Annotated in this window: 10 protein-coding genes; 7 read left to right on the top strand and 3 right to left on the bottom strand. The window is 66.9% G+C overall.

Annotated elements, in window-relative coordinates:
- The first annotated feature begins 349 nt into the window (after positions 1-349).
- From QHF89_RS01915 to QHF89_RS01905, 3 genes are all read left to right on the top strand, one after another.
- Entirely contained in the window at positions 350-1,651 is a 1,302-nt protein-coding gene (locus tag QHF89_RS01915) for a hypothetical protein (RefSeq protein WP_136965358.1), read from the top strand.
- On the top strand, positions 1,648-2,910 hold the full coding sequence (locus tag QHF89_RS01910; RefSeq protein ID WP_136965357.1) for an MFS transporter: 1,263 nt from the start codon (positions 1,648-1,650) through the stop codon (positions 2,908-2,910). Before QHF89_RS01915 ends, QHF89_RS01910 begins: the two co-directional genes overlap by 4 nt.
- A 201-nt stretch (positions 2,911-3,111) precedes the next feature.
- Entirely contained in the window at positions 3,112-3,732 is a 621-nt protein-coding gene (locus QHF89_RS01905) for a hypothetical protein (RefSeq protein WP_136965356.1), read from the top strand.
- Between the two features lie 95 nt (positions 3,733-3,827).
- Here the strand turns inward: QHF89_RS01905 and tesB are convergent, their stop codons facing one another.
- Positions 3,828-4,694, bottom strand: coding sequence for an acyl-CoA thioesterase II (gene tesB / locus QHF89_RS01900; protein WP_136965355.1), 867 nt, complete (start codon positions 4,692-4,694; stop codon positions 3,828-3,830).
- A 105-nt stretch (positions 4,695-4,799) separates the two neighbouring features.
- Complete coding sequence (locus QHF89_RS01895; RefSeq protein WP_284719915.1) at positions 4,800-5,666, bottom strand: hypothetical protein; 867 nt, start codon at positions 5,664-5,666, stop codon at positions 4,800-4,802.
- A gap of 64 nt (positions 5,667-5,730) precedes the next feature.
- On the opposite strand from QHF89_RS01895, the gene QHF89_RS01890 reads away from it, so the two are divergent.
- Positions 5,731-8,001, top strand: coding sequence for an IPT/TIG domain-containing protein (locus QHF89_RS01890; protein WP_284719914.1), 2,271 nt, complete (start codon positions 5,731-5,733; stop codon positions 7,999-8,001).
- A gap of 87 nt (positions 8,002-8,088) precedes the next feature.
- Here the strand turns inward: QHF89_RS01890 and QHF89_RS01885 are convergent, their stop codons facing one another.
- Positions 8,089-9,393 carry a hypothetical protein gene (locus QHF89_RS01885; protein ID WP_136965352.1) on the bottom strand — a complete coding sequence of 435 codons (1,305 nt, stop codon included), beginning with the start codon at positions 9,391-9,393 and terminating at the stop codon, positions 8,089-8,091.
- Between the two features lie 165 nt (positions 9,394-9,558).
- On the opposite strand from QHF89_RS01885, the gene QHF89_RS01880 reads away from it, so the two are divergent.
- Genes QHF89_RS01880 through QHF89_RS01870 form a run of 3 tightly spaced genes read left to right on the top strand, consistent with a single transcriptional unit; the run spans position 9,559 to position 13,404 of the window.
- Complete coding sequence (locus QHF89_RS01880; protein WP_136965351.1) at positions 9,559-11,217, top strand: hypothetical protein; 1,659 nt, start codon at positions 9,559-9,561, stop codon at positions 11,215-11,217.
- Complete coding sequence (locus QHF89_RS01875; protein ID WP_136965350.1) at positions 11,214-11,939, top strand: hypothetical protein; 726 nt, start codon at positions 11,214-11,216, stop codon at positions 11,937-11,939. The genes QHF89_RS01880 and QHF89_RS01875 overlap by 4 nt, the downstream gene beginning before the upstream one ends.
- A gap of 13 nt (positions 11,940-11,952) precedes the next feature.
- Positions 11,953-13,404, top strand: coding sequence for a DUF1501 domain-containing protein (locus QHF89_RS01870; RefSeq protein WP_136965349.1), 1,452 nt, complete (start codon positions 11,953-11,955; stop codon positions 13,402-13,404).
- Positions 13,405-13,418: the final 14 nt, after the last annotated feature.

Here is a 13,418-nt window from a genome sequence, read left to right as displayed (position 1 = left end):
GGGACGGGGCCGCGTTGCAGGAGGGGGTCGCCGCGTGGCGAGGGGGACGAGTGACCGTTGCAGGAGGGGGTCGCCGCGTGGCGAGGGGGACGGGTGACCGTTGCGCGAGGGGGTCGCCACGTGGCGAGGGGCGCGCGTGGACCTTGCGCGAGGGGGTCGCCGCGTGGTGAGGGGGAAGAGGAGGAGACGAGGGGGAAGCAAGGCGAGCGGCATGGTCCAGCGGGAGCAACAGGTTCCTGTTGTAAGGACGACCGCATGGAGTTAGCGTGGGTGCACACCTTTCCACCCCACGGAGCCAGCACGTGATCCCCTCCGCGCCGTCCTCGCCGCCCAACTGTGAGGGACGGCCATGAAGCTCATCGTCGATATTGAACTCGAGCAAGTGAAGCTGGGGAAGGAGGCGCCGCTGAAGGGGCAGTGGCTGGACTTTTATGCGGCGCTCGCACTCGCGCGAACCGGGAAGCGCAGAGATGCGGACTTCGTGACAGCGGAATCCCTCTCGAGGGTGGGAGCGTGGCAACACAAGAAGGTTGAAAGTGTTGGCAAAGAGATCGCGCGCCACCTCGGCGACCTCGCCGTGAAAGGGATGGGTGACCTCATCGAGCATCAGGGCAGGACGATCGCATGGAAGCTCGTGATGCCGGCGAAAGCGATCGTCCTGAAGCCGAACCCGAGCGAGGTCCACGCGTGGATCGAGGCGAGGACAAGAGAATTCTCCACGCCGAAGGGCTGGGTCGGGGACCTGCGTACGCTGGTCGAATGTGTGGCGATGCTGCAACAGGGCAAGGCGGAGGATGTCATCGATCGGCTCAAGGATTGCGCCGCGTCGCAGACAGAACCCACGATTTGTGCCTGGAGGGCGTTCCTTCGGGGGCGTGCAGCATATCAACACGAAGACGACGATGATGATCAAGTCCTATCCGATCTCGTGACCGAATGGTCGCGCAGCAAAGACGCGCCGGGTAGGACCGTGCACGCTCGCTTGCGCGCTCTTCTTGCCCTTCGTTATCGTTTCGAGGACCCGGAAGCCACCCTCGCTTCCCTTGCCAAGCTCGCGACGGATCTGGAGCTCCGCGGGGACATCGCGTCGCTCGGTACCGTCATCAACGCCATGGGTATTCTCGCTCGTCGTGCTGGCAAGACGGAGCTTTCGACGTCGCATCACATGCGTGCGGCGGCTCTCTTTGGGCTGGTAGGCGACCACCAATCGCTTCAAGCTGCCCTCTTCAACCTCGCGTTATGCCGGTGGACGGAGCTCCGTGCGCGCAATCAGAAGCCCGACGAGGACGTCCTCGAGTTGATCGAGTTATGCCTGCACGTCTGCTCGCAATTCGGGGTGGGAAAGGATTCCGCACAGGCCGAGATCTGTGGTGCCCAGTGGGCATTCGAGATGGGTGACACCCAGCGCGCCCGGCGATATCTGGCCGAGGCCGAGCATGCGCTGCAGTCCATCGAGAACACCTATGATCACGCGTGCTTCTTCGAGGTTCGAGCGTTGATCGACAGCGCATCTCCTGCGATCGAGGGCGACCCGATACGCGACTTGAAGACCGCGAGATCACTCTATGTGAGTTGTGGTGATCAGGATTCGGTGCGGCGCGTTGACCGGCTCCTGTCAACAGACCCGCGCCGCCCGAACAGGAAACCATGAACGCAAAGAACCATGACGTACGCCGACCCCCGATCGGCATCAACCTCGGACTGCTCGGCGTCGGTATCTTCGCTACGAGGCTCGCGAGCCACGACGCGTTCGGCAGCTTGGCCATCCTGGAGTACCTCAAAACGAGACTGCATTTCAATGCCGTGGAACTCTCCGGTTTCCTCGCGACAGCAGCAGTGGCGCTTTGTGCCAAACCTTTCCTCGCCCTCTTGATGGAGCGGATGTCGTGGCGAGATGTCTCGCCACGCGATTGTATCCTGTACGCGGGCCTGCTCGGTGCCGCCGCCTGGGCGGTTGCGCTCACGGTCGCGACGTCCAAAACGTTCCTCCTGTCGATGCTGTTGCTCGCAAGTGCGGCAAACGTATGCATTGCGATCATCTTGGATGGCGCTCTGGCCGTCGAGGGCCGCCGCTCGAACACGGTCGCGCACATCAGCGCCATTCGAAAATTCGGCATCACGGTTGCCATCATGCTCGGATCGCTCATCAGCGGGGTTCTCGCGTCGGATTCTCTGCATCGAACATGTGCTGTAGGAATCGCGCTCATGCTCGGCTTGGCTGCGGGTTCGCGCCTCTTGCCCGCGACCACGTTCGGCCGCTCCATTCATCTGGACGACAGTCCCGACGAGCCGCGTCCGGCATTTCGTGATGACGCAGGCAAGCTCGGCGCTGCCGTGTTGATGACCGGGTTGTTTTCGATCGCCCCTGCATTCGACACGCTTCTCGTGCTTCACCGGGGTGGCGTGCTCGGGTTTTCCCCGGCCCAGATAGGCACACTGAAAGCGACGAACGAAGCGGCGTGCCTTATTTCGGTATTATGTTATCCCCTGGTGGCTGCTCGCATGGCTCCCCGGACGCGTCTATCGCTGGGGATCCTCGCCTTTGCGGCGAGCCTGCTCGTCTACCTCCCAAACGCGTCGTACGCCTTGTCCTTCCTCGCGGAGATTGCCAATGGCCTCATGGGAATGTTTTGCCTCGTCGCGTTGCAAGAGCTCGCGGTCCGGGGCGCTCCACGTGGACACGAGATGCTCGGCGTCGCATGCGTCGTTGGCGTGGGAGGTGTTGCCTATCGTCTGTCCGATGTGCTCGGCGCCCACATCGCCGAGTCCTTTCATCTTTCGCTGCCCCAAATGATCGTTCTATGCGCGGCCGCATCCGCGTCCACGTTCCTCGTCGTCCCGCTCCTTCCGCCGTCGCTCTTCGGGGACGTCGCAAGAAGCGCAGGCGAGATGTCGCGTCGAGCGACGTGAACGTCCCCTCTCGAGCGAGGCACTTCCTTGCACGAGCGCACCTCCCCTCTCCGCGCGTCCGTCGAGTAGACGTTGTGAAACGCTGTGAACGATGCGCTGCTGCTAGGGTCCCACCTGTGAGCGCGTCGTGCGCGGTCCCGAAGGGTTCCTGATGCGCACGCGCTCGCATGGGGACAATCGACAGCAAGCAAGGAGGGATTCATGTCTTTGGGCAAAACCAGCGCGATGGTGGTCGTCATCCTCATCGGAGCGAACGCGATGCTCCCCGGCTGCTATGCGGACCCTGAAGGCGAGCCGCTGACGCAAGAGGCGCTGCCGGATGACGTGGAGTGGCAAGAGACGGACGATACGAGCGAGGCGTCCGACGCCTTGACGTGCACCACGACCACCTATTGGACCCCCACGCCGGCCAGCGAGACCGACTACAGCGGCACCCAGTACAACGGCAGCATCAGCACCGGTATCCGAGTCGAGGTGCGCCAGAGCGGCACGGGGCTCGAGGCTCGTGTATGCAAGTCCAGCGGGAGCTTCAGCAACGACATCGCGTTCAGCATCTACGACGGCGCGACGAGCAGCTCCGTCGGCACCTACGTCTGGAACCTCTCCACGAATGGAAAGACGTGTTCATCCTGGGTATTCCTCAGCAACAGCAATGCCTACTCCCCAGGGCAGCAATTCGGAGGGATCTGGCAAGTCGTGTCCCCCGCGAGCTCCGCGAGCGGCTGGAGCTTTCCCTACAGCGGGTGCTCCGTCTCTGGGAGCCCTGGAGGAACTTGCTGGAACGGCGTCAGTATAACAATGAACCGAACCTGCAAGCTTTAAGGCTCGACACGACACCCGCCAACCGCGGGTCGGGATGACGCTGGCCTCGCCACACAACTTCATGCGCTCGATTCGATCCACGACGAGCGGCCTCTCTACCCCCGCTTCCTCCGACGCAACAGCCCTTCCTGCGCGGTAGACGCCACGAGCCGCCCATCCCGCGAGAACACGCTGCCCCGCACGAGCCCACGCGCCCCTGACGCCGACGGGCTGTGGATCACGTGCAAGAGCCAGTCATCCATGCGGAAAGGCCGGTGGAACCACATCACGTGATCGATGCTGGCGACCTGCATCGAGAAATCGAACCACGTGACGCCATGCGGGCGCAGCGCGGTGGTGACGAAGGCGTGGTCCGACGCGTACGCGAGCAAGTACCGGTGCAGCGCCGGATCGTCGGGCAGGGCGCCGGCCGCGCGGATCCAGATGGCCTCGTGGGCCTCTTTTTTCTCCGGATGAAAGGGGTCGATCGGGCTCACGTGGCGAATCTCGATCGGCTGCTCGGCGACGGCGCGGGTGCGGAAAGGCTCGGGGATCTTGTGCGCCAGGCGGCTCCAGATCTCGCGCTGGCTCGAAAGCCCGTCCGGGCCGGGGACGTTCTCCATGCTGTCCGCGTGGTCCAATCCCTCCTCTTCGACCTGGAAAGAGGCGGACATGTTGAAGATGGGCTGGCCATTCTGGATGGCCACCACGCGGCGGGTCGTGAAGCTCTGTCCGTCGCGGATGCGATCGACGTCGTAGACGATCGGCTTGCGCGCGTCGCCAGGGCGGAGGAAATACGCGTGGAGCGAATGGACCTGGCGCTCGGGGGGCACGGTCTGCGCAGCGGCCGAGAGCGCCTGGCCGAGCACCTGACCGCCAAAAACCTGGCCCCAGCCGAGGTCCTGGCTCTGGCCCCGGAACAGGTTGGTTTCAATCCTCTCCAGCGAGAGCAGCTCGATCAGCTCCGTCAGCACGCGGGTCATGGTGCTGTGCGTCATAGTGGACGCCCGGCCCGGCCGGCAAGAGAGCGAGGCTCCAGGGAGCGTGAAAAGTTTCGGGGAGCGTCTCCGGGGTGGAACGGGAACCCGTCAATCGCGCGACGGGAGCACGCTGGCCCCCGCGAACACCTTGAGGCTCCCGATCCGGTCCACGTAAATCGCCACGTCCTGCCCCGTCCCCCACTGGACCCGCAAGAACGGCCACGCATAGGCCCGGACCACGTGGCGCACCACGCTCGCGCCGGCACCGATCGCCGCGAGGCCCGCGAGCCCTTTGTCGATCGTGTCTGCGAAATCATGGCCGTGGAAGTCGGGCCGAACGAGACGCTCGCCGCCGCGATACGCCGAACCGACGACACGGCTCGTGAGGTCGTGGCAACGCAGCTCTTCGGGTAACGCCTGCTGGAACTGGATGTCTTGCTCCAGGCGACTCTCCAGCCCGAAGAGCGCCGGCACCGCCGTGATGTACGTGGGCATGTAGGCCTCGCTCAAGAAGGCCGGCGCGTCCGTGTAATAGCGGAGCCGCACCCGGTTCGACTTCGCCGTGCCGCCGCACGTCGGGCACGGGATGTATCCATTGGCGCACGAGCAGGGCGACAGGAAGATCGTACCCCTGCCCTCGCAGACACGGCAGGGCCGTTTGCCCGGCGTCGCCGCGCACGCCGTGCACGGGCCGCCGCCGAGGTCCGCTTCGAGCCGTACATGGTGGCGCACCTCGAGATCGTCCGGCACCGAGGGCTCGCCGCGCTCGAGCGTCGTAGGCGCGCCCTCCGCGTCCTCCGCCCAGCTCGTGCGCCGGATCAACGCCGCGTGCACGACCAGCATCGCGAGCCGCTCCACCAAGACCGGCTCCCCTGCCGGCAGCGGTAGCCGCGCACGCGCCGTGTCGAGTGTCGGGAAATACGATTCGAGCGATGACATGTCCCGGAGGAGGCCAGCCTTGTCGCGCGCCGTCAAGGGAAGAGCCTCCCATGCCCCCGCGGCTCTGTTACCATGCACGGCGGAAGGGCATTCGGGTGTGATGATGGCAACGTTCGGGCTCGGCAAGATCGTCCTCTACGCAGCGGACCCCGAAGCCGTGAGCGCGTTTTATGCGCGCGCCGCGGGGCTCTCGTTTGATCGGGTGGAGGGGACACGGCGCTACGAGTCGATGAGCACGGGCGGGACGTCGCTCGTCATTGATCTCGCGCTCGAACCCCTCTCGCGAGGCCGCAGGGAATGCGCGCTTTCGCTGCGCGTGCCGAACCTCCAGGCCGTCGCGTCGAGCCTGCGCGAGGACGGCATCGACGTGGGGCCGATCCTCGAAAGGCCCTCGGGCGTCTTCGCGTCGCTCAAGGATCCGGACGGCCGGGACGTCGAGCTGTGGGAGCCCCGCGCCAAACCCGTGAGCGTCGCGCCGCCGCCGCTGGTGGACAAACCCGCCCTCGACGCGCCCCCGCTCCCGCCCGCGCCGGTGCCGCTGCCGCCCGATCTGCCGGCGTTGGTCGACAAACCGGCGCCCGTGGAGCCGCCCGTGATTGTCGACAAACCCGCGATCGTCGAGCCGCCTGCCCTCGTGGACAAGCCGCCGGTGCGCCTGGAGATGCATTCGGCGCTCGACCTCGATAAGGAGGCCGCGGCAGCGACCGAGAGCGCGACGAAAGCCGAAGGCGAAGGCGCCGCGGCCGAGGCGAAGCGCGGGACCGAGCCGCCTCCGCCTCCGCCGATGATGGGCGCGCCGGGGCCGGTGGTCACGGCGGCGCGGCCGGCGAAGATCTCGACCCAAGGCGGCACGAAGATCTCGCTTTACGGCGCGAACTTCGCCGACGGCTGCCGCGTGCTCGTCGACGGCGACGATTGTACGAACCCGAAACGGCTCGACGATTTCACGCTGGAGATCGAGGCGCCGCCGCACGCGCCGGGGTCCGTCGAGATCGTGATCGAGAACCCCGACGGGCAGCGCTCCGTCATTCAGATCGTCTATGATGACGGACCGTCGATCGAGCGGTTCTCCCCGCTCGAAGGCTCGCCGCGCGGCGACACCGAGGTCGTGGTCGAAGGCCGCAACTTCGAGGAGGGCTGCCGCGTCACGTTCTTCGGAAACCGCGCGCCCGAGGTCGTCTTCGAGAGCCCCTCGCGCATCCGGTTCGTGACGCCGCCGCAGGAGCAGCTCTTCCACGGCGAGCTGCGCGTGACGAACCCCGACGGCCTCTCCGCGCTCGCGGCCGAGCTCTTCACCTATCGGCTCGCGACGCCGTACGCGCGCGAGGTCTCGCCCGCGTCGGGCCTCGTCGGCGGCTCGAAGCGCGTCGCCGTGACCGGCGTCGATTTCCACCCGCAATGCGTGGCGCGGCTCGGCGGCAAGCCGGCCACCGTCACGTTCCGCAGCGCCGAGTCGCTGGAGCTCGTGACGCCGCGGGCGAACGAGCCGGGCCTGGTGGACCTCGAAATCGAGAATCCCGACGGGCAAATCACCAAGCTCGAAGGCGCCTTCACGTACGAGGCCGAGCCCACGCCGCCGCTGCTCGTCGAGGTGCGCCCCGACCGCGGCTATTGCGCGGGTGGGCAAACGATCCGGCTCGCCGGCGACAATTTCGAGGCGGATACGGTGGTGCGCATCGGCGAGGTGCGGGCCATTTCGCGGACGCGCTCGCGGCACGAGATCGAGGTGGAGCTGCCGCAAAGGACGCAGCCGGGCCTCGTCGCGATCGAGCTCGTCGATAGGTTCGGCATCGTCGTGCGCCGCGAGGATGCCTTCACGTACGAGTCGCGCCCGGCGCCGCGCGTCGACGGCGTCACGCCGCGCAATGGCCCCATGGTCGGCGGGACGCGCATCGTCCTCGAAGGCGACTTTTTCGATGAGCACGTGTTCGTGCGAATCGGCGGGCAAGCGCCGAAGCGCGCCGTCGTCCGCTCAGCCACGATGATCGAAGCCGTGACGCCGCCGTCGCGCATGTCGGGGTTCGTCGACATCGAGGTCGGCCGCGGCGACGCGGGCAACACGGTCGTAAAGAATGCATTCCGCTACGACCCCTCGCCCGCCCCCGCGATCGACTCCGTCGCGCCGAACAAAGGCTCGGTCGAGGGCGGCACCGAGGTCAGCATCGAAGGGAAAAACTTCGTCGCCGAGTCGGCCGTGCTCTTCGGCGGCAAGCCTGCCCAGCGCGTCAAATTCGTCTCGGCCTCGACGCTCGAAGTCAAGACGCCGCCGGGCAAGAACGGCGAGATGGTCGACGTCGTCGTGCGCAATCCCGACGGCAAAGAGGCCATCACGAAGCGCGCGTTCTTGTACGACGCGCGTTATCGTTCCTGACGTCTCCGCCTCGCGGGCCTGCGCACGCAGCCGATCACGTGCCCCGGAGGAAAGCTTTTCTGCGGGGCGAATGGCCCGTGAGGCGCCTCAAGGCGCCTTCGTGACCGCCCACTCCTTCACGATCCCGATCTTGTCCGCCGGGAGCTTCTTCTCGTAGTTCGGCGGCGGCATCGATCGTTCGTCGGCCACGCGCGCGATCACGCGGTCGACGAGGCCGAGCACGACGTCGTAGTTCTCGAAATCGATCTTCGGCGCGCCGCGCGTCCCCGACGCGTGACAATCGGCGCAATACTCGCGCATGATGGGCTTGACGTCCGTGAGAAAGGAGAGCGGCGTGCCGAGCGCGAGCTTCTGCGTCGTCTTCCCCTCGCCCGTCCACACGTCACCGATCTTGTCGACGGCGAGCGAGCGCGGCGCCTCGGCCGGCCCGAGCGTCGCCACGATCTCCGGCACCTCGCCCGCGCGCACGCGGAGGACCCAATCGCCCGCGAGCGCGTACAAGCGCTGCTTGCTCGCGTCGAGCGCGAACGCGTCGATCCCCGTCGCAGACCCGCCCTCGGCGGCGAGCGGATACAGCGAATACTCGCCGCTCGGCGAGCGCTCGACGAGCCCCGCGTCGGAGGCGAAATAGACGAGCGAGCCGTCCTCGCACGCGAGGCTGCCGCACGCCATGGCCTGGACGAACCCTACGTCGAAGACGAGCGGATACGCCTTGCCGCTCGCCTTGTCAATCTCGTACACGCGTTCGCCATACGCCAGATACACACGCTCCTTCTGCGCGAGGACGGCCGTGGGCCGGCCCGCCTCGCCCTCGACGGTCCACGCCACGAGCGCGCCGCCGCCGAGTTCGTAAGCGCCTTGTTCCGTGCGAATCGCGAGGTGCGTCTCGGCCGTGCCGTCACCGTCGTCGTCGGCCACGCGCGCGCGCATCGCCTGAATGCCGAGCGGCGCGAGCTCCGCGGCGCCGAGCGATCGCTGGAGCACGCCGCCCGGCGTGAAAAACACGCCGGCCTCGGCCGCGACGAGCACGCCGTTTTCATACCCGGCCATCGCGCGCACGGCGCCGGTCTCGCTCGGCAAATCGGGCGCGTCGCCGACGATGGGCAGGAGCGTCGGGCCCGACGCCGCGAGCTCGTAAACGCCCGTCGTCGTGCCCACGGTGACGAGCGCGCCCTGGCTGCCCATCGCGGTCGAGTATCCCTCGATCGTAAATGTGGCGCTCTCGGGTTCGTTGTTCGAGGTCGTGGGCGCGCCGTAGACGACGGCAAGCTCGGGCGGGCCGCCGCTCCCGCCGCCGCTCGGGCCGGCATTCGTGGGAGGCGCCTCGCCGCAAGCCGCCGTTGTGATCACGGAGAGCATCGCGACGAGATGCAGGAGGTGTCTGCGCAGCATTCTTCGCTGGGACTGTAGATGGAGGGAGTCGAGCACGGCCTGGCAGGATAACAAATTTCGTCCCCACGCCCAAGAGATGGTTGACGAAGCGTTATGGCTCGGTTCCACTAGACCCTGGCCCGCTGCGCCCGCGGTGCCCCCCTCAGACCCCGAGCCGTACCCCCCATGAAAAGCAAACGACGCTGGCAAGCGCTATGCTTTGCCCTCCTCGCGGCCGCGCCTTCCGTGGCGCTCGCCGACGAGGGTGAGCAATGTTTTTTGCACCGGGAGCTCCCCATCGAACGGCAGCTCCGACGCCTCTCGATTGATCTGCGCGGGACCGTGCCCGACGTCGCTGAATACGACGCGGTCGCGAAGCTCTCGGAGCTGCCCGACGCGCTCCTCGACGAGTACCTCGCGAGCGACGCCTTCCGCGTGCAGATCCGTCGTTATCACGAGAGCCTGCTCTGGACGAACCCGGCCCCGGCCCTCGCCGACGTGGGTTTCTCGCTGAGCACCGTCAACTTCGACGGGAGCCCGGTCTACTACGTCCCCGGCCAGGGCAAGTCCGCGCTCTTCCGCGGCGGCGACGGCACGCATACCTGCCAGAACAAACCCCAGGACGCGCTTGGGTACGATCCCGTGACCGGAATGCCGATCGTCGAGCCCATGGGCAACGACGCCGCGGGCGCGTGGTCCGCCGAGGGCTGGGTCGAGGTGCATCCATTCTGGGAGGCCGACCCGGCGAAAAAGGTGAAGGTCTGCGCGTTCGACGCCCAGACGACGGCGACGTACACCCTGCCGCCCGGGGATCCGGACGCGGGGACGCATTCGTGTGATCACCTGCTCGCCACGAACAAGGCGAAGTCCTGCGGCTGCGGCCCGGAGCTCAGCTATTGCATGCCGGCCGGCGTCGTGCAGCCGCTCGTGCACGCCGCGCTGCGCGAGCAGTTGCTCCGGCTCGTCGACGAGCACACGAACGGGACGCAGCCGTATTCGGGGCTGCTCACGACGAAGCGCGTTCATTACAATGGTCCGCTCGCGTTCTACTTCAAGTATCACGCGCAGCGGCAGACGCTCTCGCGTACCCAGAACGAGCACCAGGCGTCGGACGGCCCGCTGCCCGACCTCGCGTTCACGGACGTGGATACCTGGGTCGCCGTGGAACGCGAGGCGCCGCACGCGGGCCTCTTGACCCTGCCCGCGTTCCTCCTGCGCTTTCAGACGAACCGCGGCCGGGCGAATCGCTACCGGATCGCGTTCCTCGGGCAATACTTCCAGCCGCCGAGCACGAAGGACACGAACTGCGCGAAGGAAAGTGACGACCTCACGCGCCGCTGCGTCTGCCGGAACTGCCACTTGACGCTGGAGCCGATCGCCGCGTACTTCGGGCAATTCACGGAGGCCGGCAGCATGTCCTTGCGTGATTTCGCCCGCGAATACCCGACCCGCAAGGCCTGCGCCCAGGGCATCGCGCCGCAGAACGCGGGGTGGTGCGACCGTCATTACGTGGCGATCCCGGACGAGACGGACCCCGATCTGAGGCCGTACACGCTGAAGGCGCTCCAGTACGCCGACGACGAGCATCCGGAGATCGGGCCGCATTTCGAGGCGGGCCCGGCCGATCTCGTGAAGGCCGACATCGAGAGCGGGCGCTTCCACGAGGTGGCCATCGAGCACCTCTTCTCGTACCTCATGAAACGCGAGCCGAACCTCGACCCGACGACGGGTGATTACGAGGGCGACGCGCTCGCCAAGATCGCCGCGGACTTCCGGGTCCACGACGACATTCGTCAGGCGGTCCGGGACCTCGTCAAGCTGCCCGCCTACCGGAGGATGCCATGAGCGCGTCTCGCCTCACGTACCTCGTCGCGCTCGCCGCGCTCACCGCGGCCGCGTGCACGAAAGAAGCGCCGGACGCCGGCACGAAAGGCCCCGCGGATCCCTGGGAAGCGCCCTCGGTCACCGCAAACGGCGAGACCGAAAAGGCCCCCGAAGACCTCGGCGGCGGCGATCTCCCGGGCCCCGCGGCCGGGGTGCGGCGCCTGCGCATCGACACGCTCCAGGCCGCCATGACGAAGGTCGCCGGAAACGACGTGTACGGCGCTCCGATCTTCTGGCGCGTCAACAACCGTGACGGGTTCAGCGACCTTGCATTCGGCAGGGCGCTCGGCCGGCCCGATTATCAGACCTCGACCGAGGAGAGCACGGTCTCGAACGCGCTCTACCTCAAGTTCGTAGGGGACGCGGCGCGCGACATCTGCATGCAAATGGCGAAGAACGACATGAAGCGCGCAGGCGCTTCCCGCGCGCTCTTCCCGAAGGCGCCCGTGGACGGGACCGCGACGGACGCCGAGGTGACGGAGAACCTGCAATACGTGGTCCTCCGCTTCCTCGGCCTGCGCGTGGCCGCGGACGACGCGATGGTCACGAACCTGCGCGCCGTCTACGACGCGGGCGTTTCGAGCGTCGCGTCGCCGAACGGCAGCGAAATCACGGCCGCAGCCGAGGGATGGCGGGGCGTGTGCGTCACGCTCTTCGAGTCTCCCCTTTTCCACAACGATTGAGGAGGAACACGCCATGAGCCAAAAAGGCCAGTTTTCACGACGCACGCTCCTCGGCGCGCTCGGCGCCGCGAGCGGCGCGCTCCTCCTCGACGGTCTGCTCGGCCTGCGCCACGCGCGCGCGGACAACGTCGATCCGGACACCGCTCCGCTCCTCGTGATGTGCGAGTTCTCGGGCGGCTGGGACACGCTGTATAGCCTCGACCCGCGCAACCACCACGATTTCGGCGAGCCCGCGGGAGGCATTTACACGGGCTTCGACATGGTGACCGACGGGCCCACGAAAAAGGTCATCGAGGACGAGACGGGCGGCACGGGCCTCGTGAAGCCCGTGGGTTCGAGCGTCGCCTACGGGCCCACGATGTCGAAGCTCGCGAACACGCACTATAAAGATCTTTGCGTCGTGCGTGGCATGAGCATGGGCACGCTGACGCACGAGGTCGGGCGGCGGTATTTCCTCACGGGCAAGTTCCCGCGGGGCCTCGCCGCGAGCGGCAGCTCCCTGGAGACGTGGTGGGCGGCGGCCTCGGGCCTGCTCGACCATCACGAGATTCCGAACCTCGTCGCGGGCGGCGCGGAGACGTACAACGAGGGGCTCTCGCCGCTCGCGAGTGGGCTCTCGGTGCCGAGCTACAACGAGATGCTGCAGGTGCTGCGGCCGCTCAATGCGTCGCTCTCGCTCGACGGCAAGGTGGAGCAGGCCGCGGCGAAGTTCCACCACGACGACTCTTGCCTGCACCAGCAGCTCGACGCCCGGGGCAAGCAAATCTCGACGCACCTGTCGGCGTGGCGCTCGGCGCAGACGCTGGCGAACGGCGGGCTCTGGAAGCATTTCGATTTCAAGCCGAACCCGCCCGCCACGAGCCAGCTCGCGAAGCTCTACGAGACGTTCGGCGTGAACCCGGCGAACCCGGGGGCGACGCTCGCGGGGCAACCGAAGGGCCAGGCCGCGCTGGCGGCGCAGGCGCTCGTGAATGGCATCTCGCAGGTCGTCCTCCTGCGGCTCGTCAACGTCACGGACGCCCATTTCGACGACGATTGGCCCTCGAACCACCCGGCGCGGCAGCGAGCGGGCTTCGACGCGGTGAGTGATCTCATCACGTACCTGAAGAAGACGCTCGATAGCAATGGCAAGCCCTACTGGGATCGGACGACGCTGCTCTGCTTCTCGGAGTTCGCGCGCACGCCCCGGATCAACCAGCAAGGCGGCCGTGATCACCACCTCGCGTCGTCGTGCCTCGTCGCGGGCAAGGGCATCCGAGGCAACATGGCGATCGGCGCGACGCGGGACACGAACTACGACGTGCGCCCGATCAACCTCGACACCGGCGCGCCGGACGACGAAATGGGCACGATCGTGAAACCGTCGGACGTGCACGCGACCATCCTCACGGCCGCGGGTTTGCCCTACGATCACATCTCGAACCAGGATCCCAAGCTCATCAAGGCGATGCTGAAGAACGCCTGAAAGGGCTCGATGAC

This window comes from Polyangium sorediatum (assembly GCF_029946465.1).
GTDB classification, from domain to species: Bacteria; Myxococcota_A; Polyangia; order Polyangiales; family Polyangiaceae; genus Polyangium; species Polyangium fumosum.
The sequence above is the reverse complement of the archived record's forward strand: the minus strand, read 5'-3'. Positions and strand labels throughout refer to the sequence as shown.